The sequence below is a fragment of the Campylobacter concisus genome (assembly GCF_902460575.1).
GTDB lineage: Bacteria > Campylobacterota > Campylobacteria > Campylobacterales > Campylobacteraceae > Campylobacter_A > Campylobacter_A concisus_AW.
The window spans coordinates 170240-195572 of record NZ_CABPUY010000003.1 but is presented as its reverse complement, the minus strand read 5'-3'; the positions used below and the strand labels follow the sequence as shown (position 1 = coordinate 195572).

Annotated in this window: 26 protein-coding genes and 2 pseudogenes; 8 read left to right on the top strand and 20 right to left on the bottom strand. The window is 41.1% G+C overall.

The window, feature by feature from the left end:
• Positions 1–137: 137 nt before the first annotated feature.
• From F3G76_RS07440 to F3G76_RS07425, 4 genes are all read left to right on the top strand, one after another.
• Complete coding sequence (locus F3G76_RS07440; RefSeq protein WP_149706351.1) at positions 138–1532, top strand: GntP family permease; 1395 nt, start codon at positions 138–140, stop codon at positions 1530–1532.
• Positions 1529–2659, top strand: a complete 1131-nt coding sequence (locus tag F3G76_RS07435; RefSeq protein WP_149706350.1) for a glycerate kinase family protein — start codon at positions 1529–1531, stop codon at positions 2657–2659. The genes F3G76_RS07440 and F3G76_RS07435 overlap by 4 nt, the downstream gene beginning before the upstream one ends.
• A gap of 186 nt (positions 2660–2845) precedes the next feature.
• Positions 2846–3583, top strand: a complete 738-nt coding sequence (locus F3G76_RS07430) for a 4Fe-4S dicluster domain-containing protein (RefSeq protein WP_103607761.1) — start codon at positions 2846–2848, stop codon at positions 3581–3583.
• A gap of 12 nt (positions 3584–3595) precedes the next feature.
• On the top strand, positions 3596–6586 hold the full coding sequence (locus tag F3G76_RS07425; RefSeq protein ID WP_149706349.1) for a molybdopterin dinucleotide binding domain-containing protein: 2991 nt from the start codon (positions 3596–3598) through the stop codon (positions 6584–6586).
• A gap of 262 nt (positions 6587–6848) precedes the next feature.
• Here the strand turns inward: F3G76_RS07425 and F3G76_RS10780 are convergent.
• The 11 genes and pseudogenes from F3G76_RS10780 to F3G76_RS07370 all read right to left on the bottom strand — a co-directional run.
• Positions 6849–6947 (bottom strand): annotated as a pseudogene (locus F3G76_RS10780) (tyrosine-type recombinase/integrase); the annotation flags it as partial.
• Between the two features lie 67 nt (positions 6948–7014).
• Positions 7015–7902, bottom strand: coding sequence for an AMIN domain-containing protein (locus tag F3G76_RS07415; protein ID WP_149706348.1), 888 nt, complete (start codon positions 7900–7902; stop codon positions 7015–7017).
• A gap of 5 nt (positions 7903–7907) precedes the next feature.
• Positions 7908–8090: a hypothetical protein gene (locus F3G76_RS11000; protein WP_178140078.1), complete on the bottom strand. Its 183-nt coding sequence runs from the start codon at positions 8088–8090 to the stop codon at positions 7908–7910.
• 104 nt (positions 8091–8194) lie between these two features.
• Positions 8195–9445, bottom strand: a complete 1251-nt coding sequence (eno, locus tag F3G76_RS07405) for a phosphopyruvate hydratase (protein WP_021088878.1) — start codon at positions 9443–9445, stop codon at positions 8195–8197.
• Positions 9445–10542, bottom strand: coding sequence for a recombinase RecA (gene recA, locus F3G76_RS07400; protein ID WP_021085361.1), 1098 nt, complete (start codon positions 10540–10542; stop codon positions 9445–9447). Before recA ends, eno begins: the two co-directional genes overlap by 1 nt.
• A 62-nt stretch (positions 10543–10604) precedes the next feature.
• Positions 10605–11093, bottom strand: a complete 489-nt coding sequence (locus F3G76_RS07395; RefSeq protein WP_148784269.1) for an addiction module antitoxin — start codon at positions 11091–11093, stop codon at positions 10605–10607.
• 8 nt (positions 11094–11101) lie between these two features.
• The gene (locus F3G76_RS07390) at positions 11102–11899 is read right to left on the bottom strand and encodes a UDP-N-acetylmuramate dehydrogenase (protein WP_149706347.1); all 798 of its coding nucleotides are present in this window, start codon (positions 11897–11899) and stop codon (positions 11102–11104) included.
• A complete protein-coding gene (gene fliQ, locus F3G76_RS07385) occupies positions 11896–12165 on the bottom strand; it encodes a flagellar biosynthesis protein FliQ (RefSeq protein WP_223154231.1) in 270 nt (89 codons plus the stop codon). The genes F3G76_RS07390 and fliQ overlap by 4 nt, the downstream gene beginning before the upstream one ends.
• Complete coding sequence (locus F3G76_RS07380; protein WP_239389814.1) at positions 12162–12977, bottom strand: menaquinone biosynthesis family protein; 816 nt, start codon at positions 12975–12977, stop codon at positions 12162–12164. Before F3G76_RS07380 ends, fliQ begins: the two co-directional genes overlap by 4 nt.
• Positions 12978–13089: 112 nt before the next feature.
• On the bottom strand, positions 13090–13590 hold the full coding sequence (locus F3G76_RS07375) for a chemotaxis protein (RefSeq protein ID WP_149706346.1): 501 nt from the start codon (positions 13588–13590) through the stop codon (positions 13090–13092).
• A gap of 5 nt (positions 13591–13595) precedes the next feature.
• Positions 13596–14684 carry a nicotinate phosphoribosyltransferase gene (locus F3G76_RS07370; RefSeq protein ID WP_149706345.1) on the bottom strand — a complete coding sequence of 363 codons (1089 nt, stop codon included), beginning with the start codon at positions 14682–14684 and terminating at the stop codon, positions 13596–13598.
• A gap of 253 nt (positions 14685–14937) precedes the next feature.
• Between F3G76_RS07370 and modA the strand changes: the two are divergent.
• The 4 genes and pseudogenes from modA to F3G76_RS07350 all read left to right on the top strand — a co-directional run.
• Positions 14938–15510, top strand: a pseudogene (gene modA, locus F3G76_RS07365) (molybdate ABC transporter substrate-binding protein); the annotation flags it as partial.
• Between the two features lie 8 nt (positions 15511–15518).
• A complete protein-coding gene (locus F3G76_RS07360) occupies positions 15519–16178 on the top strand; it encodes a molybdate ABC transporter permease subunit (RefSeq protein WP_149706344.1) in 660 nt (219 codons plus the stop codon).
• A gap of 85 nt (positions 16179–16263) precedes the next feature.
• Complete coding sequence (accB, locus tag F3G76_RS07355) at positions 16264–16716, top strand: acetyl-CoA carboxylase biotin carboxyl carrier protein (protein ID WP_149706343.1); 453 nt, start codon at positions 16264–16266, stop codon at positions 16714–16716.
• Positions 16716–18047 carry an acetyl-CoA carboxylase biotin carboxylase subunit gene (locus F3G76_RS07350; protein ID WP_149706342.1) on the top strand — a complete coding sequence of 444 codons (1332 nt, stop codon included), beginning with the start codon at positions 16716–16718 and terminating at the stop codon, positions 18045–18047. Before accB ends, F3G76_RS07350 begins: the two co-directional genes overlap by 1 nt.
• A 153-nt stretch (positions 18048–18200) precedes the next feature.
• On the opposite strand, the gene F3G76_RS07345 is transcribed toward F3G76_RS07350, so the two are convergent.
• The 9 genes from F3G76_RS07345 to F3G76_RS07305 form a co-directional block, all read right to left on the bottom strand.
• The gene (locus tag F3G76_RS07345) at positions 18201–18752 is read right to left on the bottom strand and encodes a DUF2393 family protein (RefSeq protein ID WP_021088134.1); all 552 of its coding nucleotides are present in this window, start codon (positions 18750–18752) and stop codon (positions 18201–18203) included.
• Positions 18752–19282 (bottom strand): DUF2393 family protein, encoded by a 531-nt coding sequence (locus F3G76_RS07340; RefSeq protein WP_149706341.1) that lies wholly within the window; start codon positions 19280–19282, stop codon positions 18752–18754. Before F3G76_RS07340 ends, F3G76_RS07345 begins: the two co-directional genes overlap by 1 nt.
• A complete protein-coding gene (gene hisIE, locus F3G76_RS07335) occupies positions 19272–20006 on the bottom strand; it encodes a bifunctional phosphoribosyl-AMP cyclohydrolase/phosphoribosyl-ATP diphosphatase HisIE (protein ID WP_149706340.1) in 735 nt (244 codons plus the stop codon). Before hisIE ends, F3G76_RS07340 begins: the two co-directional genes overlap by 11 nt.
• 2 nt (positions 20007–20008) lie before the next feature.
• Positions 20009–21121, bottom strand: coding sequence for a prohibitin family protein (locus tag F3G76_RS07330; RefSeq protein ID WP_149706339.1), 1113 nt, complete (start codon positions 21119–21121; stop codon positions 20009–20011).
• Between the two features lie 16 nt (positions 21122–21137).
• The gene (locus F3G76_RS07325) at positions 21138–22052 is read right to left on the bottom strand and encodes a branched-chain amino acid transaminase (RefSeq protein ID WP_149706338.1); all 915 of its coding nucleotides are present in this window, start codon (positions 22050–22052) and stop codon (positions 21138–21140) included.
• A gap of 100 nt (positions 22053–22152) precedes the next feature.
• Positions 22153–22794 carry a thiol:disulfide interchange protein DsbA/DsbL gene (locus F3G76_RS07320; RefSeq protein ID WP_149706337.1) on the bottom strand — a complete coding sequence of 214 codons (642 nt, stop codon included), beginning with the start codon at positions 22792–22794 and terminating at the stop codon, positions 22153–22155.
• A 25-nt stretch (positions 22795–22819) separates the two neighbouring features.
• Positions 22820–24535, bottom strand: a complete 1716-nt coding sequence (locus F3G76_RS07315; RefSeq protein ID WP_149706336.1) for a phosphoethanolamine transferase family protein — start codon at positions 24533–24535, stop codon at positions 22820–22822.
• Positions 24536–24543: 8 nt separating this feature from the next.
• Positions 24544–25041 (bottom strand): thioredoxin-dependent thiol peroxidase, encoded by a 498-nt coding sequence (bcp, locus tag F3G76_RS07310; protein WP_149706335.1) that lies wholly within the window; start codon positions 25039–25041, stop codon positions 24544–24546.
• Positions 25038–25241 (bottom strand): tautomerase family protein, encoded by a 204-nt coding sequence (locus tag F3G76_RS07305; RefSeq protein ID WP_009295389.1) that lies wholly within the window; start codon positions 25239–25241, stop codon positions 25038–25040. Before F3G76_RS07305 ends, bcp begins: the two co-directional genes overlap by 4 nt.
• Between the last annotated feature and the right edge of the window lie 92 nt (positions 25242–25333).

Here is a 25333-nt window from a genome sequence, read left to right as displayed (position 1 = left end):
TAAATTTGGGCAGATTAAGTAAATTTTAGATAAATAACGAAAAAAATTTAACTAATAGAAAAACTTAAAAATATTAGAAAAAATATAAGCAAATTTTGCTAAAATCACTGGCAAAATCTCACAATAAAGGAGTTTTCATGAGCGGTATAGCTTTGATTGTCTGTTTTGTTATAGCAATCATCCTTATGATCGTTATGATCTCAAAGCTCAAGGTGCATCCATTTTTGGCACTTATGAGTATATCTTTGGTGCTAGCAGTAGTCGCAGGTATCGATCTATCCAAGATCCCAGCGATGATAGGCGTTGGTTTTAGTGGCACATTTAAGAGCATCGGCATCGTCATCATCTTTGGAACGATCATCGGCACAGTGCTTGAAAAAACGGGAGCTGCGCTAAAGCTAGCTGACATGGTCGTAAAGCTAGTCGGACAAAGACGCCCTGAGCTTGCCATGCTTATAATGGGCTGGGTTGTTGGCATACCAGTATTTTGCGATAGCGGTTTTGTCGTCTTAAACTCTATCCGCGAGGCGCTTTATAAGAAAATTTCAGCAAGTCCAGTTGCTATGTCAGTAGCACTTAGTGGCGGCCTATATGCTTCTCACGTCTTCATCCCACCAACTCCTGGCCCGATAGCTGCTGCTGGCACACTTGGCCTTGGCGGAAATTTACTTCTTGTCATCATCATGGGTACGGTAGTTTCAGTGCCTGTTTTGGTAGCTGTCTATTTCTTTTCAAAGAGTATCGCTAAAAGCGTAACTATCAGCGACAAAGAGGCTGACGCTACGATAACAGCAAGCTATGAAGAGCTTTTAAAGAAATTTGGCAAATTGCCTTGCGGATTTTTGAGCCTTGCTCCTATCATCATGCCTATCATCTTCATGGCGGTTGGCTCTGTGATCGACGTTTTAGCAAAACAAGGCATGCTTGATAAAGCTGCGCTCTTGCCAAAGATATTTTTATTTTTAGGTAACCCTATCATCGCCCTTGCGATCGGCGTGATCTTTTGCGTATTTTTACTAGCTGAAACTAAAAAAATGAGAGAATTTGACCATATAACAAACGAATCATTAAAGATCGCTGGTCCAATACTCTTTATCACCGCAGCTGGCGGCGTTTTGGGCAACGTCATCACCGAGGCTGGCTTTGTAAATTTCATAAAAGAAAATGCCTCAACTATAAAAGCGATAGGAATTTTCTTCCCATTCATCATCTCAGCTGTGCTAAAAACCGCTCAAGGAAGCTCGACTGTGGCTATCATCACGACAGCCTCTATCATGGGTGCATTTAGCGCTGATAACTCACTCATGCACACACTTGGCTTTACGAGTGAAATTTCAGCCGCGCTTTGTGTCATGGCGATAGCATCTGGCGCGATGTGCGTATCTCACGCAAACGATAGCTACTTCTGGGTCGTGACAAACTTTAGTAAGATGACCGCAGATCAAGGATATCGCACACAAACAGCGATGACATTTATCATGGGCGTTGTTGGAATGATCAGCGTTTATATACTATCTTTGGTGCTTTTATGAGAATTTTGGTTGCGATAGATTCATTAAAAGGCTCGCTAAGCTCGCTTGAGGCTGGCCTTGCTATAAAAGAGGCGCTTGAGGATTTTTGCGACGTCGTCGTAAAGCCTGTAGCTGACGGCGGTGAGGGCAGCGTGGAGGCTATGGCTGACGCGCTTGATGCTAAATTTATAGATACCATCGTTAAAAATCCACTTGGCACTGAAATTTTAGCTAGATATGCTCTAAAAGACGACCTTGCCATACTTGAGATGTCAAGCGCTTCTGGGCTTACTCTTATAAATCCTGATGAGAGAAATCCTATGAAAACTAGCACATTTGGCTTTGGTCAGATGATAAAAGATGCCATTAGTAAAGGTGCTAGGAAATTTATCATAGGTATTGGCGGAAGTGCGACAAATGATGCTGGCATAGGTATGCTAAGTGCTCTTGGCTTTAAATTTTATGACAAAAACGGTGCTTTACTTGAGGGTAAAGGTGAGGATCTAGCTCAAATTTGCGACTTTTCAGATGAAGAGGCTATAAAAGAGCTAAAAGAGTGTGAATTTTTAATAGCCTGTGACGTGGATAATCCACTTTACGGTCAAAAGGGCGCAGCCTACGTCTATGCTCCACAAAAGGGCGCAAATGGCCGCATGGTAAAGCAACTTGATGATGGACTAAAGCACTTTGCGGGATTTGTAAAAGATAAAAATGGCACTAAATTTCACACGCAAAAGGGCGCTGGAGCAGCTGGCGGACTTGGCTTTGCTTTTGTTGCATTTTTGGGCGCAAAGCTTAGGCCCGGTATCGAGATCATCACGCAGACAATAGCGCTTGAAGATGAGATAAAAAAGGCCGATCTTGTCATCACTGGCGAGGGCCGTATGGACTTTCAAAGCACCATGGGCAAGACCCCAACAGGCGTGGCAAAGCTAGCTAAGAGGCATCATAAGCCAGTCATCGCGCTTGCTGGAAGCGTGCAAAGGTGTGCCAAAGACTGCCATAAACACGGCATCGATGCGTATTTTTGCATACTAAATGAGCCAATGAGCCTTGAAGAAGCTATGCGAAAAGATAATGCCATCAGAAATTTAAAGATGACCGCCGAGCAAGTCATCCGCCTTTATATGCTAAATCACAAAGCATAAATTTAAAAAAGATAGAAGCTAAATTTCTATCTTTTTCTCCCAAAATTTAACTTCAAATTTTACTCATAAAGTGCTACAAAAATTCTCAAAATTTAATACATTTTGCAAAAATATAAAATAAACTTTAGAAAAAAAATTTACTATGTTAAAATAAGAAAAACTTCTAAAAAGAAAGGAGAATTTCTTATGCAACAGACCCTAAACTCTCGTCGCAGCTTCATCACAGCTGCAGGACTGTTTTTCGCTACGACTGCGCTAAAGGCAGCACCAAAGGACTTTGGCGGTAGCGGCGTTCGCTACGGCATGGCGATAGATCTAACAAGATGTGTTGGCTGTCAGTCATGTACTATGAGCTGTATGTTGGAAAACGACGTTCAGCCAGGTGCTTTTAGGACCATCGTTTCTGAGTACGAGGCAAAAGATAAAAGCGGTAAAATGGCGGTCATTGCGTCACTTCCAAGACTTTGTAACCACTGCAACAAGCCAGCCTGTATTGACGTTTGTCCAACTGGCGCAAGCTACCAAAGAAGCAACGGCATCGTAAAGATCGACACAAAAGAGTGCATAGGCTGTGCGCTTTGTGTGGAGGCCTGTCCATATCACGCAAGATATCTTAGCTTGCATACCTACAAGGCCGATAAATGCACCTTCTGCGACCACAGACTAAGAGCGGGACTTCAGCCAGCATGCGTAGAGAGCTGTGTGGGCGGTAGTCGTATAATAGGCGATCTTAATGATCCTAACTCAAATATCAGAAAATTTCTAGCCACACATGAGACTATGGTCATCGATAGTCCTAAAAATACAAATCCACAGGTGTTCTACCACGGCGTCAGCGAAATTTTGGCTAAAAACGATAAGAAACTCGAGCTTGAAAACGGATATCAAAAGGTTATCAGCTGGAGCGAAGAGATAGCGCAGTAAAGGAAATAAGCAATGCAAAGAAGAGAATTTTTAAAAAGATCAGCCGTACTCTCAACGGTAACCGCAAGCGCTGTGCTAGCAGACGGCGAAAAAGACGACTACAAACCGCAGTCAAACTCACTAGAGCCTGAATTTAGCGTAAAAGACGGCAAAATTTCACTTAACGATGGACATAGCGTTGTCTTTTCAATGTGCCACGGCTGTACAACGAAGTGTGGCATAAGACTTCACGTAGATGATAAAAACGACCGAGTTTTAAGATGTAGCGGCAACCCATACCACCCACTATCAAACGTACACTGGGCAAATTTTGACACATCTATAAATGATGCTTTGCTTGCCACAACACTAAGCGGCGAAGATGAAAAGCGAGCCACAGTTTGCGCTAGAGGAGCGATCTTGCCTGAGATGATAGACTCACCAGCAAGGATACTAACTCCGCTAAAAAGAGTTGGCAAAAGAGGCGAGGGCAAGTGGAAAAGCATAAGCTTTGAGCAGCTAGTAGAAGAGGTAGTAGAGGGCGGAGATCTCTTTGGTGAGGGGCACGTGGACGGACTAAGAGCGATATATAGCGACGAGCTAATAGACAGCGAAAACCCAGAGTACGGCACTAAGCGCAACCAACTTTTAAGCTTTTACCTATATGACGGACGCTCAGACATCGTTGATCGCTTTGTCAAAAAGTCATTTGGCACTATCAATCACTACTCACACGGCGGAATTTGCGGCGGCGGCTTTAGGGTCGGCGGCAAGATCGCGCACAATGCAAAGGGCTTTGCACACACAAAACCAGACTATGAAAACTCTAAATTTGTTATCTACTGGGGCACTTCGCCGTCAAATGGTGGCAACCCTTTTCAAAAACAGGCAAAAATGCTCTCTTACGCAAGAGGCACTAGAGATGACTTTAGCTACGCAGTGGTCGACCCAAGCGTTACAAACGCTGTAAAATACGCCTCTTCAGACAAAGGCCGCTGGATAGCGATAAAGCCAGGCACCGACTCAGCTCTAGCTATGGCTATGATACGCTGGATCATAGAAAATGAAAAATACGCTACAAACTACCTTATCCAGCCAAATTTAGACCAAGCAAAGCTAGCAGGCGAGATACACTGGTGCAACGCCACGCATCTAGTCATCACCGAAAAAGGTCACAAAGACTACGGCAAATTTGCACTTATCAATAACGAGTGGCAGGTCTGCTCGCAAGATGGCAAGATACAAAGCTACAAGGTAAATGAACCAGCCAAGCTCTACTACAAAGGTAAAATTTTAATAGACGGCAAAAAAGTCGAGGTTAAAAGCTCGATGCAGCTTTTAAAAGAATCAGCCTATAAGCATAGCTTAGAGGAGTACTCAAAAATTTGTGGCGTGAGCGTTGAAGATATCATCTGGCTTTGTGAAAATTTCACCAAAAACGGCAGACAGGTGAGTACAAACGTGCATGGTGGTATGATGCATACGCAAGCTGGTATGACTACTTTTGCGATACTTTGTCTAAACACGCTAATGGGCACTTACGGCTATAAAGGTGGCAACGTCAATGCAAGTGCCGGCACACACGAGTTTTTAAAGGGCAGATATGACCTTGAGAGCTTTGAGGGTGCTTATAAGCCAAATGGTCTAAATTTATCAAGATCAGGCAAATATTACGAAACAAGCTCTGAGTATAAGCGAAAAGTAGCAGCTGGCGGCAGCGGCTATCCATCAACTCAGCCATGGTATCCTATCTCTATGCCACTTGTAAACGAAACGCTTACGAGCCACAAGGCTGGCTATCCATACAAAGTAAAAGTTTTCATAAACTATATGACAAACGTACTTTACGGCCAAGCTGGACTTGAAAGAGCGGTTTTAGACGCACTAAAAGATAGTAAAAATTTACCACTTTTTGTGGGTATAGACGCCTTTATGAACGAGACAAACGCCTATGCTGACTACATCGTGCCAGATGGGGTAAATTTAGAAAACTGGGCTCTTCCAAACTCTCTTTGGGGAACGATCGCTAAAACTTCAGTCGTGCGCTATCCAGCCGTTAGCTCAAAGCAAGCAAAGGATAAAAATGGCGGCGTGATCGACGTTGAGGCATTTTATATAGCCGTAGCAAAGAGGCTTGGACTAAAAGGCTTTGGTAAAAATGCCTTCAAAGACAAAGATGGAAATTTCATGGACCTTGACGTAAAAGAGCAGTATTATGCGGCTGCACTAGCAAATTTAGCCTTTGACGGCGAGGGCGTGAAAGATATAAGCGACGAGGACAAAAAGCTTAGTAAGATATCAAGAGTGATGACAAAACTTGATCCTTATCTAAAAGACGAAGAGAAGCCAAAAGTGGCGCACGTGCTAGCAAAAGGCGGCAGATATGACAGCTACGAGAGCGCATACAAGGGCGATAAAACAACCGTAAAAGTGCCAGCACCTATGCCAGCTTCTATCTACTATGAGCCACTTGGCGGACACAGACACTCAGTAACTGGCGAATTTATGCCAGGAGTACCGAGTCTAATGCTACCAGTCGCGAGTGACGGTACGCCGCTTGAGAAATTTTTCCCACGCTCTGAGTGGAAATATACAGTTAGCTCAAGAAAGTCAAATATCCAGCACTTCTACACCTTTGTTAGCCCAAGACTAAGAGCAGTCCATCCTAGTAACTTCATAAGGATGGCGCCAGATGTAGCGAGCGAGCAGGGCATTCGCTCAGGCGATAAGGTCAAAGTGACTACGCCTTATGGAGCGCAAGTTGGCGAGGCATTTGTAACAGACGGCGTTGCTAGCGGGGTTATCAGCATAGAGCATGGATTTGGCCATGATGAGTTTGGTATAAGAACGCACATCGTCGATGGAAAGCCAGCTTTTGGGATAGCAAATTTAGAAAAAGGGGTCAATCACAACAAGCTTGGAATTCTTGATCCAAAAAGAAATGGCGAATTTAGCCTAAATGACTGGCTGGTTGGTACTTGCGCTAGACAAGCACTTCCTGCAAAGATAAGAAAGATACGCTAGTTTGATATAAATTTGGCGAGCAGAGTAAAATTTGCTTGCCAAATTTCATTTTCGTGAGAGCTTTTGTCTTGGGCGTAAATTTATATGCAGGGTAAGCTTTTAGGCTACTTGCAAGCTAAAAATTCTCACATATTTATAGAGTTTCGTAGTTAAATTTAATGTTTTAAATTTAATATCATCTGAAGCGTGCTAGCTGCTCCTTTAAGCAGCGTTTTAAATTTGCATGAGTTAAATTTACTATTGATAGTTTGCTTTTAGTGCCCTAGTTTGCCAAGTCTTCAGCCACTTTTGCTGCAAGCTTTAGCTTGTCACTATCAAAGTGTGTATAAATTCGCGAGGTGTTTAGACTAGCATGTCCAAGAGTTAAGCCTTTTCCTGATTACAACCAAGAGAAATTTAAAAGGTAGGCTTAAATTTAAATATAAAAACTATAAAAGCTTAAGCATATATCCATTTTCAACGGCTTCAAGCTTATATTTATGCATCTTATCAAGCTCTAAAACCACTCTGAAATACTTGTCATGCCAGCCGATTATGACGTTTTTAAAAGTTTCGTTTTCAAGCTTTAAATTTCTAGTTTTAAAGCTTCTTGGAGGTTTTGCAAAGTCAAGCACGATCTTATTTTTCTCGTAGGCAAAGTGCTTTAAATTTTTAGCTTTTGTGATGATATTTAGCTCTTTTTCATGTGCTAAAAAGCTGATAAACCCTAAGAATTTAACCTCTTTTTCGCTGCTTTTTGTCTCTTGAACAGGCTTTGTAGTAGGCTCAATTTTTACTTCGACTACCTTTTGCTCAGACTTAGCAGGCTCTTTTATCTTCTTTGCGCCAAGGTCGATCACTACGACATTTGGAGTTGGCACATCTGAGGTTTTATTTCTATCTTTATTTGAAATTTGCGTCTCATTTTTTTCCATTGCCACTGGCGTGCTCACCTTTTTTTCTATTATCACTGGCGTGCTAACCTTTTGTGGCGCCTCTGCCATCGTGACTGAGACGTCTAGTTTTTTAGCTGCGACTGGCTCTGGAGTCTTCATCTTCATAAGTGCAAATTCATCGTTCCAGTCGATAGTTTTGTTTATATCGGTTAGTCTTTTTTCTTTTATGCTGCCGTCATTTGCTCTATATCTTATGGTGACATCAAGTAGTAGCATCGCATCGCTTGGAAATTTAAACGAGAGCGAGTTGAAGCTGTCATATTTTTCTACGACGTTTGTCGTCATAACGCTTGTGTTTAGCTCGCTAATAGGCATAAATGGGTTTTCTCTGGCGCATAAGCTCGCAGTCAAGATAGATAAAACTAACCAAATTTTCTTCATCGTTCCTACTTTTTATTAGAGTCTGGCTCAAGGCCTTGTAATTCAAAATAGTCTTTTTGCAGACGTGCATTCATCTTTTTCAAAATTTCCACGTCTTCGCTAAGCCTCTCTTTTTTGCTCTGAAGGCTTAGCATCACGTCAAGTGAGCGTTTGCCAAACATCATGTTGCCCACGTAAAAGGCAAACATAGCCACGCAAATGGTGGCTATGACGTAGCGTAATGTCGGCCGAACAAATTTTATGATTTTATGAAATATGCCATCTTCTTTGCCATATTCATCTAAAATTTCGCTCAAATATTATCCCCTAAAAACTCACCCGCCTCAAGCTCAATCTCGAGCAAGCGGTTGTATTTCGCGTTGCGCTCGCTTCTTGAAGTGGCACCTGTCTTTATCTCGCCAGTGTTTAGTGCGACCGCAAAGTCAGCGATAAACGCATCTTCGCTCTCGCCGCTTCTGTGGCTCATTATGCAGCGGTAGCCGTTTCTTTGAGCAAGGCGGACAGTTTGCATAGTTTGCGTGACTGAGCCTATTTGATTTGGCTTGATTAAGATCGCGTTTGCGATATTTTTCTCGATGCCTTCGCGTAAAATTTTCTCATTTGTAACAAAAAGGTCGTCGCCAACTAGCTGCACCTTGCTGCCAAGCCTTTTTGTAAGCTCAGCCCAGCCGCTCCAGTCATCCTCGCTAAGACCATCTTCGATAGAAAATATCGGATATTTTTCACAAAGTTTTTCATAGTAGCTAATGAGCTCATCGCTGCTAAATTTCTTGCCTTCAAGCTCGTATTTGCCGTCTTTGTAAAGCTCGCTTGAAGCGACGTCAAGGGCTAGCTTTATCTGGCTGCCTAGCTCATATCCAGCCTCTTTGACAGCTTGCGAGATGAGCTTTAGTGGCTCTTCATTGTCTTTTAAATTTGGAGCAAAGCCGCCCTCATCGCCGACAGCTGTGCTGTGTCCAGCTGCGTTTAGGATAGATTTTAGCTTGTGATAAATTTCAGTCGCAGCTCTTAGTGCCTCGCTAAATGTGCTAAAGCCAAATGGCATGATCATAAATTCTTGAAAATCAACGCTATTGTTTGCGTGTGCGCCGCCATTTATGATGTTAAACATCGGCACTGGCAAGATGCTAGCGTTTGCACCGCCAAGGTAGCGGTATAGCGGGATATTTAGGCTCTTTGCAGCTGCGCGAGCTACTGCCATAGATACGCCAAGGACCGCATTTGCGCCTAAATTTGAGTAGTTGTGCGTGCCATCAAGCTCAAGCATCTCCGCATCGACTGCTTTTTGGTTGTAGGCATCAAGGCCGATTATCGCCTCGGCTATCTTTTCATTTACGTTTGAAACGGCTTTTAAAACGCCTTTGCCAGCATATCTTTCGTCTTTGTCGCGAAGCTCGAGCGCCTCACGCTTGCCAGTGCTTGCGCCGCTTGGTACGATCGCGCTTGCCTCGGTGCCGTCGCTTAGTCTAACTGTCGCACGAACTGTTGGGTTGCCTCTGCTGTCTAAAACCTCGTGAGCTTCTACATCTTCAATAAATACCATTATTCATCTCCTGCTTCGTTTGTGTCGTCGTCTTCGTCTTTTGCGCCGCTGCTTATTAGGTGATCTATCCCCATTGAGCCTTTGATCGCCGCTACTATCTCGTCAGAAATTTCTGGGTGCTCTTTTAGGTAGGCTTTGGCATTTTCTCTACCTTGACCTAGTTTTTCGGCCTTGTAGCTAAACCACGCGCCTGATTTGTCGATGATGTCTAGTTTTACGCCATAGTCGATGATCTCGCCCTCTTTGCTCACACCCTCGCCAAACATGATGTCAAATTCAGCCACTTTAAATGGAGGCGCGACCTTGTTTTTAACGACTTTTGCTTTTGTGCGGTTGCCGATAGGCTCGTCATTTTGTTTAAGTGTAGCTATCTTTCTGACATCGATCCTTACAGATGAGTAAAATTTAAGTGCATTACCGCCAGTTGTGGTCTCTGGCGTGCCATATCCCATCATACCGATCTTCATACGAATTTGGTTGATGAAGATAACAGTTGTCTTCATCTTGCTTAAAATTCCAGTTAGCTTTCTAAGCGCCTGGCTCATAAGCCTTGCCTGAAGGCCAACATGCTGATCGCCCATATCGCCGTCTATCTCGCTCTTTGGAGTAAGAGCAGCGACGCTATCAACCACGATAAGATCGACTGCGCCACTTCTTGCAAGCGTCTCAACGATCTCAAGTGCCTGCTCGCCAAAGTCTGGCTGAGAGACGTAAAGGTTGTCGGTATTTACGCCTAAATTTGAGGCGTATTTTACGTCTAGTGCGTGCTCTGCATCGACAAATGCACAAATTCCGCCAGCTTTTTGCGCTTCAGCGATGATGTGAAGTGTGAGCGTGGTCTTACCAGAGCTCTCTGGTCCGTAGATCTCTATGATCCTGCCTTTTGGAACGCCGCCTATGCCAAGAGCCAGATCAAGTCCTAGCGAGCCAGTCGGTATCGACTCGATAGCCTCAACCTCTTTGTCGCCAAGTCTTAAAAGCGTGCCTTTGCCAAAAGCTTTATCGATCTGCTTTAGCGCAAGCTCAAGCGCCTTTTTCTTGTCCGCTTCGCTCTCTGGGATAGCTATCTTTTTGTCACTATCTTTTTCTTTTGCCATTTTTTACCTTATAGTTGAAATTTGGCTTGATTTTATCTAAAAAGAGATGAATTTTACTTGATTTACTCGCAAATTATAATATTTTCGCCAAGCAACGCAGCGCTATCAATAAGAGCAAAAAGCTGCTCTTTTTCAAACAAAAATCCATAAATTTGATCTTCGTTTTTTAGTATCGCAAGATTTAGCGGCTCTACGAGCGAGCTCGCGCAAAGGTTTAAAAAAGCTTCATCGATACTATTTTGTGAAATTTGGGGTTTGGTTTTAAAATTTTCATCTTTTATAAAAGAGATAAATTCCTCTTGCGAGGTAGATTTATTAAATTTAAAAATTAGTTTTTCTTTTAAGGCCTGGGCTAAAATTTCATCAAATTTAACTAGGTCGATGTAGTTTTGCACACCTAAAATTTGAGCAAAATTTAGCAGATTTTTATCATAATCAGCCATATTTTTCTCATGCTCGCTTTGTGCCTTTTTAGCCCTATAAACGGCATAAAAACCAATCATAATAAACAAAATAGAAAGTGTTAAAACTTCTGCTAAAAACTCACTCATCATCATCCTTATAAAATGCAAACTTCAGTCTTAAGCTCTACGCCAAATTTCTCTAAAACCCTAGCTCTAGCCAAATTTATAAGGCTAGTGGCGTCTTCAAAGCTTGCGTGGTTAAAATTTATCAAAAAATTTGCGTGCTCTTCGCTAAATTTCGCTCCGCCGATCACGTATCCCTTTAGCCCAACTGCCTCAATCAACGCCCCTGCAAAATGGCCTTGTGGATTTACAAAGCAGCTGCCAAAGCTAGCCCCTTTTGGTTGATTTGCCCTTTTTGCGCTTATGGCATCAGACATGCTCGCGTCAAAACCAATATGAAGCTCAAATTTAGCCCCCAAAATAGCCTCATCTATACCGCTGTGGCGGTAGCTAAATTTTATCTCATCTTTGCTCACCCAGCCACGAGCCAGATGCACATGCGTAAGGTTGTCGCTTATGCTAAATTTAAGCAGTCCAGCGTTCATTTTTATAAGTCCGCCAAGCGTGCCTGGGATGTTTTTTAAAAACTCAAGGTTCGCGATGTTGTTTTGTTTGCAGAAGTTATAAATTTTAGCGGATTTTGTCGCAGCACCTATCTCAAGGTAAATTTTCTCATCACAAATTTCTAAATTTATATAGTCAAAGCTCTTGCCAAGCATCGCCATTTTTGGGGGATTTGGCGAGATAAGAAGGTTGTTACCCCCGCCTATCATCACAGAGCCTAAAAAGTGAGGCGAATTTAAATCTTCAAGGCTATCAACCTCGAAAATTTCATGCACGCCGCCTATCCTAACTGAGGTAAATTTAGAAAAATCAACAAGCCTCGTCACTGGATAAATTCCGGTATAAAATCAAGCATACGAGTGGTAAATTCAACCATCATCGAGATCATCCAAGGCATTAAAAATATGATGACAACGACTACTAGCAAAATTTTTGGCACGAAGCTTAGCGTGGTTTCGTTTATCTGCGTGGTCGCTTGAAAGATGGAGATGATAAGACCTGCAATGAGGCCGCTTAACAGCATCGGGAGGCTGATATAAAGGGCGATCTTAAAGGTTTCAACTCCAAGTGAGACAAGCGTACTTTGCATCAGCTAAACCTTACTTCGTTGTATTCAGTTGGGATTAGGTAGTCGTTTACGTCGATTGGCTTTTCAAAAAAGCCTTTGTTGTAGCCTATTTGATAGAGCTTATTTAGCGCTTTTAGCTGCGTTTCGTTCATGCTTATTGACTCGTCATTTGCGTATAAATTTAGATACGTTTTTAGCTCATCTTTGCCAACTCTGATGAGATTTCGCTCCATTAGCATGTGAGATAAAAATGGCTTGTGAGAAGTGGCGATCCTAACGGCCTCGCTAAGCACTCTCTCGCACTCGATCGCGTCGGTTATGGGTAGGCTTCGTCTAAGCGCCATGCCACCAAGTGGAAGTGGTAAATTTTCGCCGTTTAGCTCGCTCCAGATGTCCCAAATTTCGCGCTCCACGCAGAGCTGGTCTGAGAAATTTAAGATACTTTCATGTATGAGCACGCCAGCATCGACCTCGCCGCTAAGCACGGCATTTTCAATCTCAAGAAAATTTTTATAAACGATCCTTGCCTCTGGGTAGGCTATGCGAAAAAGCAGGGCATTTGTCGTGTTTTTGCCAGAGAGAGCGACCTTGAAATTTCGCTTTAGCTGCTTATCTTTTAGCTTGATAAGCTTTGGACCATATCCATTACCAAAGCTCACTGCACAGCGTAAAAGCGCAAATTCATCGCAAATTTTAGGATAGAGCGCAAAGCTGATCGCTGTTGCCTCGTAAGTGCCTTTTAGCGCCTCTTCGTTTAGTGTCTCTATATCAAGCGCCTTTGATGTGAAGGCTAAATTTTTACTGCTAACCCAGCCAAATTTGACCGCGGCATACATGAAAATATCATCAGCGTCTGGCGAGTGAGCGACGTTTATAGTTTTTAGATTATGCAAAGATGATCCTTTTTTTGATTACGCCATTTTAATGAAATTTATTTAAAATAAAGTTTTAAGGGCGGTTTTGAAACGATTTTACCAGCTTTGCCTCTTTGAAATTTAGCACGTATTTCACGTCTATGGCGTCTTTAGCCCCTTTTCTTCGAGCTTGGAGCGTTGAGTAAAACGGATGCTTAAGTTCAAGCATCTTAATCAGTTTTTGATCGCTATCTTCTTTTTTTATATTTTCAACGATTATTGTCGTTATAAATTTGCCCTCAAACTCGTAAAATGGCCAGACAATCACGCCTGCATCGCTTGATTTAAAGTCATTTATTTTAGACTTTTTAGGGATATTTAGCATGGAGATGATCTTTTTGCGTGAGCTATCCAAGTTTTGCATGGAGATCACCTTTACAAGCAGGTCTTTTTTGACCCCGATGCCATTTTGACTAAAGCGATAAACTCCGTCCTCAAGGATGCCAACTTTTTCAAAGGCATTGGCATAGTTTGCAGACATGCAGACAGAGAGGGATAATGTCAAAAATATAAAAAATTTACTTAGAATTTTCATTTTTGTTAAAATTTTACTCTCTTTAGCCTATCTGAAATAAAATTTTTTCTACCAAATTTAGCTTCATTTTTGCCGTTTAGCTCGACTAGATCACCTGTAAAACCACAAATGTCATTTTTAACAAGATAACTTCCCACGCCGTAAATATCAACCGGAGTATTAAATTTCTCAAATTCGCTCATTTTTTGCGGGTTAAAGCCTGAGCTAACGACGATTTTAACGTGACTAAAACCAGCTTTATCAAGCGCCTCTCTTAGGGCAAATATAAGCTCCTTGCAAACGCCATGTGGGTCAAATTTACTCGTATCTTTGTTCTCAAAATACCTATCTATCAAATTTTTACTAGTATCAACCCTAACCGCGCCAAGCCTCTCTTTTAGCGCATTTGCAGCCTTTAAAGCGTCTGTTATCACGTCGTTGTTGTAATCAACCAAGGCCGTGATCTGCTCGTTTTCAAAGGTTTTAGCATAAATTTGGCAAGCCTTCACCACGTCTCCGCCACACATTTGAATGAGCGCGTGAGGCATGGTACCGCCACCTTTTAGTCCTGTAAGCTCACCCTGAGCGTCAGTAGCAACTTTTTTTATACCACCGACAAATGAGGCATAGCCGTCACCTGGCTGCGTGCAGATGTCATCTTGTCTATCAGCCATGCTAAAGACGCCCTTGCCGTTTGCCGCTTTTATCACGTCTCTTGAGTTTGTCGCCACGCAGCTTCTCCTAGTAAGAGTCGCGTCGATCACATTTTCTAAAAATCCGAAATTTTCATACTTGCCACTTATCTTTAAAACTGGCTCGTTTGCATTTATGATATCGCCATCATCAAGTGCGTAAATCTCAAGCTCGCTTGGGTTTTTGGCAAATTTATTGATGATGGCTAAAACTTCGTCGATGCCACAAAGCATGATATCATCACGCCTTTGGAAAAACTGCATCGTCACATGCTGATCAGGCAGATTTTGCTTAATTATCTCATTTACTTTTAGAAAATATTTCGCAGTAAAGTAGCCCTCGCCGATCCTTGGATCCAGCTTAAAAGTCTTATCTGTTAGCCTCTCTATCTTGCCTTGCATCTTTAGCTCAAGTTCGTTCATGTCTATCCTTTTGTTTTTGCGAGATTATACCATTTTAGAAAAAGAGTAAAATTGTAAAAATATATTTTAAGAATGTATAAGAGTATATTTTATAAAATCGTGAAATTTTATTTTTAAAGGAAAAAATATGAAAAAATTTTTGCTTTTAATGGTCGCAGTCTTTGCATTTGGCAATGAAAATTTGCTAGTTAGTGCGGGCGGTGGATATAAAAAGATAGTCTAGGCGGTCGCGCAAAATCTCAAAAAAGATGGCGTAAATATTGATACATCCTTTGCAAACATCAAAGCGATCATGGCGCAGGCAAAAGAGGGCAAAACTGACGTGATAGTGGGCGATGAGGACTTTTTGAAAAAGTCTGATCTAAAGATCACTGAATATGTAAATTTAGGCTCTGGCGCCTTGGTGCTAGCTACTAAAAAAGGCTTGAAAATAGAAAAAATTGACGAGCTAAAAACGCTTTCAAAAATCGCTATGCCAGACGCGGCAAAGACAGTTTATGGCAAGAGAGCGAGCGAGTTTATGCAAAAAGCAAATTTAGAGGGCGAGCTAAAGGATAAAATTTTAGCAGTTGCAGGCGTGCCACAGGTCGTTACCTATATATTAAACGGCGAAGTTGATGCTGGCTTTATCAACCAAACCGAGCTAAACGCGCACAAGGATGAATTTGGTAGTTTTATCTTGATAGACAAGTCGCTTTATGCACCAGCAAACATCGTGGCTGCAAAGCTTGAAGGATGCGAGAAAAAGGCTGACTGCGAGAAATTTATAAACGAGCTAAAAAGCGAGAGATCAAAAGAAATTTACGCTAAATTTGGCATAAGATAGGGCGAAATTTGCAAGAGCTTGCTTGGCTTTTTGATCCGCTATTTTTAAGTATAAAGGTCGTTTTGTGCCAAGGGCTTTTGCTTGCTATTTTTGGGCTAGCTCTTGCTTATTTTCTAGCTTTTAGCAACTCTAAATTTAAAGCAGTTGCCGAGATGATAGTCACCTTTCCGCTCATATTTCCGCCCATTGCGACTGGATTTTTACTGCTTTATCTACTTGGCAAAAATGGCATCATCGGCAAGGCTTTAAATTTAGAGATCGTCTTTAGCTTTAAAGCCCTTGTTATAGCTGCTTTCATAGCCTCGCTACCACTTTTTGTAAAACCCGTAGCCTCAGCACTAGGCTCACTTTCAAAAAGCCTTAGCGAGGCGGCATACAGCCTTGGTAAAAATAAATTTCAAACAGCTATTTTAGTGCTTTTCCCAAGCATCGCAAAAAGCGTGGCAGCAGCCTTTATCCTAGCGCTCTCGCGAGGGCTTGGCGAGGTTGGCATAACGCTCATTTTAGGCGGCAATATCATAGGCAAAACAGACACCATCTCACTTGCTATCTACAACGCAGTCTATGACGGCAGAAGCGATCAAGCACTCGCTTTAAGCCTTGTTTTAGTTGTGCTTAGTTTTTTCTTATTTTTTATTATAAATTTGCTAGAAAAAAGTAGGATTTAGCACAAAATTTATGCCAGCTAAAAATTAAATTTATTTAAATTTCGCTACAATTAAGGGCTTATATAAAAATTTAGGAGAATTTTCTATGAAAAAAGAAGATATAAAAGAGCTTATCGAATTTTTTAATGGTATGGAGATGAATCATATCAAGATAAAAAGTGGTGATTTTGAGGTCGAGGTAGAGAAATTTGCTGATTATTGCGCGCCTGCGAAGCCAGTAGCACAAGCAGCAACTCCAGCGCCAACACCTGTAAATGTTGTCGTTAGCTCAGAGGTAAAACCAGCTGCAAATTCGCCAAAAGATAGCATAAAATCTCCTATGGTAGGTACTTTCTACGCTGCTCCAAGCCCAGGCGCTGCTCCATTTGTAAAAGTAGGTCAAAGAGTGAGAAAAGGCGATGTAGTGGGCATCATCGAAGCTATGAAGATCATGAACGAGATCGAGGCTGAATTTGACTGCCAGATCACTGAGATGCTAGTCTCTGACGGACAGCCAGTTGAGTTTGGATTGCCGTTATTTGGCGTGGAGAAAAATTAATGGAATTAAAGAGAATTTTAATCGCAAACCGCGGCGAGATCGCTCTTCGTGCTTTGCGAACGATAAAGGAGATGGGTAAAGAAGCTGTTGTAGTTTATTCAACTGCTGACAAAGACGCGCTTTACGTAAAATACGCCGACGTGGCCATTTGCATCGGTAAAGAGCGCTCAAGTGACAGCTACCTAAATATCCCAGCTATCATAAGCGCAGCTGAGATCAGCGAAGCAGACGCTATTTTCCCAGGCTATGGCTTTTTAAGCGAAAATCAAAATTTTGTTGAAATTTGCTCACATCACAAGATCAAATTTATAGGACCAAGCGTTGCTGCGATGGCTTTGATGAGTGACAAGAGCAAGGCAAAACAGGTCATGCAAAGAGCCGGCGTGCCAGTCATCCCTGGCTCAGACGGCGCTGTGGCTGACACAAAAGCAGCAAAAGAGCTAGCTAAAAAGATCGGCTACCCTGTCATACTAAAAGCTGCTGCAGGCGGTGGCGGACGCGGTATGCGCGTGGTTGAAAAAGAGGCTGATTTAGAAAAAGCATTTTGGTCGGCTGAGAGCGAGGCGATGAGTGCATTTGGCGATGGCACAATGTATATGGAAAAATATATCTTAAACCCACGCCACATCGAGGTTCAAATCATCGGTGATAGCCACGGCAACGTGCTTCACATAGGTGAGCGCGACTGCTCTATGCAGCGCCGTCATCAAAAGCTGATCGAAGAGAGCCCAGCTATCTTACTTGATGAAAAAACAAGAGAGAGGCTACATGAAACTGCCATAAAAGCAGCAAAAGCGATCGGCTACGAGGGAGCTGGTACGTTTGAGTTTTTGGTTGATAAAAATTTAGACTTTTACTTCATCGAGATGAACACAAGGCTTCAAGTCGAGCACACAGTAAGCGAAATGGTAAGCGGACTTGATATCATCGAGCTTATGATAAAAGTGGCTGAGGGTGAAAAGCTACCGTCACAAAAGAGCATCGAGCTAAAAGGTCATGCGATCGAGTGCAGGATCACAGCTGAGGATCCAAACACCTTTACTCCGTGCCCTGGCAAGATCACAAAATATGTCTGCCCAGGCGGCCGCAATGTGAGAATGGATAGTCACATCTATCAAGACTACTCTATACCGCCCTATTATGACAGTATGATCGGAAAGCTCGTTGTTTGGGACACTGATAGAGCTAGGGCCATTCACAAGATGAAAGTTGCTCTTGATCAGCTCATAATAAGCGGCATCAAAACAACAAAAGATTTTCACATCGCCATGATGGAAAACAAAGACTTTTTAAGTAACAACTACGATACAAACTATCTTTCAAGACATTAAAACTAAATTTTAAACCATCGTCTTTTTGGCTTTGGTTTAAAATTTCTTATTTTATATAAGCCAAATTTTTAGATCGAGTTATTAAATTTAAGAGAAATTTAGCCAGATCGTAACTATAAAATGCAATAAATACTAAAAATTTATCTAAATTTATTAGTAGCAACTAAGTTTTGTGATATTCATACCATTTTTAAAATATGGCGGATAAGGCATAGTCACTGTAAATGGCACTGCCTTTTGCTTTGGCAAATTTTGAGCTACGTCAAATTTATATGCCACGGTGTTTGGCCTCTCGTCCTCATCGCCTCCAAAAACCCATGAGAAAAATGAGATCCCGCTTGGTTTAAATAGCGCCTCGCCGCCAAGATCGTTTTTATTTAGCGGTTGATTAATAAGCTTAATTGTAAGGGTGCATTTGCTAATGGTAAATTTGCCGACATTTCTTACTTGACCTCGAAAGACGATGCTTTCATTTCTTAACACTCGCTCGCTCTTTACGCCCTCGACTATGCCTTTTTTGGTGTATTTGTCAAGAACTAGCATCAAAAAAATGGCAAGCGTGGTTGAGACCAAAATATTTGTAAAAAGCAGTGATAAAAATAGCTTTCGCTCAGCTCTAAGTGAGAGCACAAGAAACAAAATAGAAAGTAGTGCGATCGCGAAAAGCACGATGATATGAACGATGGTAAAGTAGTTTGAACTCATCAAAAACACTCCGCTTTTTTGGTGATATTGTAGTCAATGAAGGCAAAGTCATTGACAAATTCTCTTATATGCTTGCTCTGCTTTGGCAAAAGCACTTCATTTAAAATGATCCGTTTTTTAGCAAATGGGTTTAGTGAATTTAGAAAATTTCTCGTACTTTGTTTAGAGCCAAGGTAGAAGCCAAGCTCGATTTTGCAAATGTTTAATGTGTATTTTGAATTATTTGTGATGTTAAAATCAACCATCAACGCATCTACATATTGAAGCTGTTTTGTGTTTATTTTGCTTATGCTAACTGGTCTTAGATTTTCATTTATATATTTGTTTGCGTAGTAGTTACCTGCGAAAAGTCCCAAAAAACCAGCTAGGATAAATAAAAATCCTATCTGCCACCACGATTTTATCGCGACGAAAATTCCTAAAAGCACGATAAATATAAAGGCTAAAAAGACCCAGCCATAGGCTAGAAAGTCGATAAGTTTCGCATTTTGCAGTATGAAAAGTATGTTATGCTTGATGCTATTTAACATCTCGCGATCTTTTTTCTTCGATGCCACTCATGCCAAAACGCCTTGCAAGCTCGTTTTTGACGGCATCTGGATGTATGTTGTGGGCTGAAAGTGCCACAAGCGCGTGAAAGCAAAGATCAGCTGCTTCATAGATGAGGTCATTTTTTGCTTTTTGCTCATCTTGTTTTATCTGCTTGGCAAAACTAAGCTCTTTTGCCGCCATGACAAGCTCTGTAGCCTCTTCGCCAACTTTTTTTAGAATTTGATTTTCACCCTTTTTAAAAAGACTTGCCACGTATGAAGTTTGTGGATCAGCATTTAGCTTTCTATCTTCTATAACGTGATAAAGCTCGTCAATAACGCCGTAACTTGGCTTTTTAACCTTGCATTTTTGATCTGAAATTTCTAAATTTTCTAAATTTATCTCGTTAAAAAAGCAAGACCTTGCCCCAGTGTGACAAGCAGCGCCTCCATTTTGAACAACTTTTAAAAGCAAAGTGTCGTTGTCGCAGTCTAAAAACGCAGCCTTGATCTCTTGCGTGTTGCCACTTTCTTCGCCTTTTTTCCAAATTCTATTTTTAGTGCGTGAAAAGTAGTGAGCGTAGCGGCTAGATAGAGTTAAGCTTAGTGCTTCTTCGTTCATATAAGCAAGCATCAAAACCTCGTTTGTAGCGTGATCGCAAACCACCACCGGGAGCAATCCACCAACTTTTTGCCAGTCTATACTTTTTGCTACGCTATTCATTTTTACCTTTCGCTAACCGAGCTAGCTTTTGCCCTATCTTTTGCGTCTAGCCAGATATTTGGCACAGCTCCGCCAGGTGTTAAGAAAATTTTGGCATCTTTGTTCTCTTTAAGAGCGTCGTTAAATCTATTTTGTGTCTCGATCTGCTTTAAATTTAATAAATTTTGATCGACACTTTTTGCGATCTCTTTGTTTGCATACGCAGTCGCATCAGCCTCGATCTTGATAGCATCGGCCTTACCCTTTGCCTCGATGATCGCAGCTTTTGCGCTACCTTCTGCAAGGGCAGCTTGTTTTAGAGCCTCTTGATTTGCACGCTCGACCTCGTATTTTGTCCTCTCGGCCTCTTGTTTAGCGATCTGGACACGCTCGATCTGCTCTTTTACCTTTGAAGGCAAGATGATCTCACGAAGCTGCACTGTTAGAAGCTCGACTGGCTTGTTTGGCTGAGAGTCGATATCTTTTCTTATGCCCTCATCTATCTGCCTTGCTAGGTCATTTCTCTTAGTTGGTAGCTCTTCGGCTGTGTATTTACCAGCGATGCTGCGAACCACGTCGCGCACGACAGGATCAACGATCTTGCTCTCCCAGCTAAGACCCCAAGATGCGATAGTTTGTGGTGCATTTTCTGGATTTAGGCGGTATTGCACGGTGATATCGATGCTAACTGGTAAATTTCTAGCGTCCAAAACTGAGATAGAGTTTTTGCGTAAAATTCCAGCTCCCTGATAAGACTTTTGCAAACTCTCGCCCATATCTTCGCCTGAAGTGTAGTTGATGATCCTAACTCTAGTATCAACTACGATGATATCTTGGATAAATGGTAAAAAAAAGTGAAATCCTGGTTGTAAAGGATTTGGCTCATATTTACCCGCTGTGGCTTTGATACCGACCTCGCCTGAGTGTATCACTTTAAATGGCTGAGTGATAGCAAGGATCGCGATAATGGCGATTATTATGTAGGCTAGCGCACCAAATTTACCAAAGCCGCTTGGTATATTTGGCATTTTAAAATCCTTTTTAAAAGGTGACTCTTTGTCATTATTTTGACCTGAGCCCCTGTTGTCATTACCTGGCTTTTTTTTGTTGAAATAATCATTTAAATCAGCGGGCATTTCGTTCCTTTAAATCTTAAATATATGTTAAAAATGATTCGTATTTTTTGTTTAGACCATAAACTACGTCAAAGTAAGCTTTTTGTAGTCTCTTTGTCACTTCGCCTCTAGCACCGTTGCCGATTATGCGGTTATCTATGCTGTTTATCGGCGTTACTTCAGCTGCAGTACCAGTGAAAAATGCCTCGTCAGCTGTATATGCTTGATCTCTTGTGATGCGCTCTCTTCTTACTTCGATGTCAAGATCGTGAGCTAGTCTTATGACTGTATCTTGAGTGATGCTAAGTAGGCTGTTATCGTTTGGTGGAGTGATCAATGCGCCATTTTCAACGATGAAGAAGCACTCGCCTGGACCCTCAGCCACAAAGCCCTCGCTATCAAGAAGTAGCGCCTCGTCGTATCCAGCCTCTTTTGCTTCGTAGTTTGCCATTTGAGAGCTTAGGTAGTTTGAGCTAGCTTTTGCTCTGTTCATTTGAGCAGCAGGAGCTAGTTTGGCAAAGCTTGAAATTTTAACCCTGATGCCTTTTTCTAGGCCCTCATCGCCAAGGTAAGCACCCCACTCCCATGAAGCGATAGCGGTTTGAACCGGTGCTTTTGTGTGCGCTACGCCCATCACGCCGTATCCTAAAAAGATAAGTGGGCGGATATAGACGTTGCTGTTATATTTGTTTGCACGAAGTAGTTCGATCTGCGCTTTTTCAAGCTCTTCTTCGCTGTAAGGCACATTTAAAACGGTCATTTTTGCTGATCTTAAAAGTCTTTTTGTGTGGTCTTTGAGTCTAAAAATAGCTAGACCTTTTTTTGTTTTATAAGCTCTTGTGCCCTCAAATACGGCATTAGCGTAGTGCAAAGAGTGAGTTAGAACGTGTACTTTCGCATCGTCCCATTTTACTAGTTTTCCATCCATCCAGATGAATTCTGAAGCGTTCATAATTAAACCTTTCTTTTTTAGAAATTTGATCCGAGTTTATCTAAAATTGCTTTAAATTTACATTTCTAAGCCCAAAATATCCGTAAATTTTAGGCCAAAGTTACTTATCTAAAAGCTCTTTTATCGTCTTTGCCATCTCATCGATCGACGATGCTGCGTTTAAATTTATAAGATACTTTCCGCTTACCACAAAGGCTGGCACACCGCTAATGCTAGCTACGTCATAAGAGGCAAACCACTCGTTTAAAAGCTCTTTTGCGCGCTCTGAGTTTAGCGCTTTTTCGTATTCATCTTTGCTCACATGAGCCGCATTTAGCGCTAGATCGATAAATCTTTGCTTATCTTTGCCGTCATTAAAGTCATCTTTTTCATCGTGCCTTGCTTTGTAGATCGCGAATTTCGCTTGTTTAAATTTAGACTCATCGCTTAGCAGATCAGTCCCATTTGCCTCATCTATCGATATAAGAGCGGCGAAAATTTTACTTGTAGTCTCGCCAAGCTTGCCTTTGGTGCTTAGATGATAAGGTATAAATTTGACTCCGTCAAGCTTTGACATCAGCTTTCTTGTGATCGTTCGGTCAAATTTATAGCAGTGAGGGCAGTCGTAGCTAAAGACCTTGACGACTGAGTTTTTAGGCACGTTAAGCGGTTTTGCTAGAGTTTGATACTCCACACCTTCAGTCAGTGCCGATAAATTTAGCGCAAAAAACGCACTTAAAATTAGCATTTTTATAAACTTCATCTTTGCTCCTTGTTATTTTTGTCATTTACCATTGCGGCTTTACATTTTTGATATTTTCATAGTCAGTGCCATTTACTAGACGCTTTCTGCTTGCATTAAATTCGCCACTTATTAAGCTCCTTGAGGCATTATATTCAAGTGGTTTTGTGCCTACGATGTCAGCAAAAGTGTGAATGATGTCATCACTCATAAATTTATAATCTTTTGCCACTTCAAGTTTTTGCCAAATTTGTGGATATTTTGCTTTAAATTTATCAGTTCCTATAAATATAAGCGGAATTTCTAAAACAAAGCGGTTTATCATGCCGTGACCTCTTATGCCATCTATCTCAAAAAGAGCTTCGCCGTGATCGGAAAGATAGACTATTAAAGCTTCATCATCTTTAAAAATTTTATAAATTTCATTTATCACGTAGTCATTATAAAGTACGCTATTTAGATACCAGGCAAAGCTCTCTTTTTGCCCAGGATTCATTTTGTTTTGTAGATCACTGGCTGTAAATTTTGCAAAATCTTTTGGATACCTTAGGTCGTATTTAAAGTGATTTCCCATTAGGTGAATGATATAAAAATTCGACTCTCCAAGGTTTTGTTTTATCTTTGAAATTTCAGGCAAAAGTATGCCATCTGTTTCTCTACCGGCATAATTTGTAGCTGATGCAAATTTTTGTGTAAAAAATGTGATATCACTTCTATCTGCAACGCTTTTTTGTGTTGTAGAGTATCCGCCTATATTGCTTTGATTGCTTATCCATGCTGTTTTGTATCCTACTAGACTAAACATATCAACGATGTTTAAACTCTTACTCCAAGGCTTTTTGCTTTCATAGTTCGAGAAATTCAAAACCTTTGAAAGAGAACCATTTGTATATGTGTCAGGAGCAGTAGTATCTGTATAGATTATGGCATTGCCACTTTGCTTTAATGCCATTAAATTTGGTGTAGTCGGCAAGCCAAAGCCATAAACGCTCATCTCATTTCTTTGTAAGCTTTCACCGATCACAAAGACTACATTTGCTACTTTTTGCTCAGCTTTTATGTTTTGATTTGCTGCTTTAGATACGTCGTAATCTTTTAAAATTTGTTTATTGCTAGCTAAAAAATTATCATCTAAAAGATATTTTTTTAAAACAAAAGCATAATTTATCAGGATATGTTCTGAGAGCTTACTTATAGCTCTATCAGCTTTATTAGACGATATTCTCATTGCTGATTTTGTAAAGAATACAGCTGCAAAGGCTATATAAATTACCGAAAGGACAATGATAGTTTTTCGGCTAAATTCTTTTGTCTTAGATCTTTTATATCTTGTCATAGTATAAAAGATGATACACAAAAGTATAGCAACTACTAGATATTTAGCTTCAAAAAATGTCTGGAAAAACTCACCGGCTTCATCTGGATTTGTGTGTAGCACACTGTCTATTATTGCTATATTTATATCTGTTTTTAAACTTGTTAAAGTGAAAAAATTTATAAAACATAGAATAAAAATTATTAGCGCATAAATTAGATAAAGCCCTTTAAACAGCCCACGACTTAGCAAGTAAAGAACATGTGTGATAACTAAATTTAATAAAAATATAGTAGTTAAGCTTCTTGCCATATGCATAAGAGCTATACGGTCAGTTCCTTCAAAAAAGTAAATTTTATAGATATTTGCTATAAACATTACAAGCGTTGTAACCACAAATATATTTATAAATGGACTTTTTATGATAGTATTAAAAAATTTGGTCATTTTTTACCTTATTTTACTAGATCAGCTAGCACTTTTGCGGCGTGGTCTTTGGCTTTTACGCTTTTATAAATTTTAACTATCTTGCCGTCTTTGCCGATCACAAATGTGCTTCTAACTATGCCAAGATACTCTTTGCCGTAGTTTTTCTTGACCTGCCAAACGCCATAAAGCTTTGAAATTTCTTTATCCTCGTCGCTTAGCAAGATGTGCTTTAAATTTTGCTTTGCGATAAAGCCCACATGCGACTTCACGCTATCTGGGCTAACGCCGATGATAACGGTGTCATTTTTGATAAACTGATCGTAGTTTGCGCTAAATTCGCAAGCCTCAGTCGTGCAGCCTGGAGTGTTGTCCTTTGGGTAGAAGTAAAGCACCACGTTTTTGCCTATAAAGTCCTTTAATGCGACCTTTACGCCATCTTGATTTAGTGCTTCAAACTCTGGCGCTTTATCGCCAACTTCAAGCGTTATCTTTCTCTCAATGTCTTCTTTGCTAAATTCGCTCATTTCATCCCCTTTCTTTTGTCCTCTACGCTCTCGCCGCCTACGCCGATATTGCCAGCGTCGTGAGTTTCGATAAAGATCATAACCGCCTCTTTTTTCTTACCAAGCACTCTTACAAGCGTCTCGGTTACCTCTTTAAAAACTTGATCTTTTTGCTCTTTTGTAGGCTCTGGGCCTGCTATTTTGATATTAACATAAGGCATTTTTGCTCCTTTTTTAAGATGTAAAATATTAGCCAAAATGAGTGAAATTTCAGATTAAAGCCGTTATTTAAGAATTTGGCATTAAAATAAGC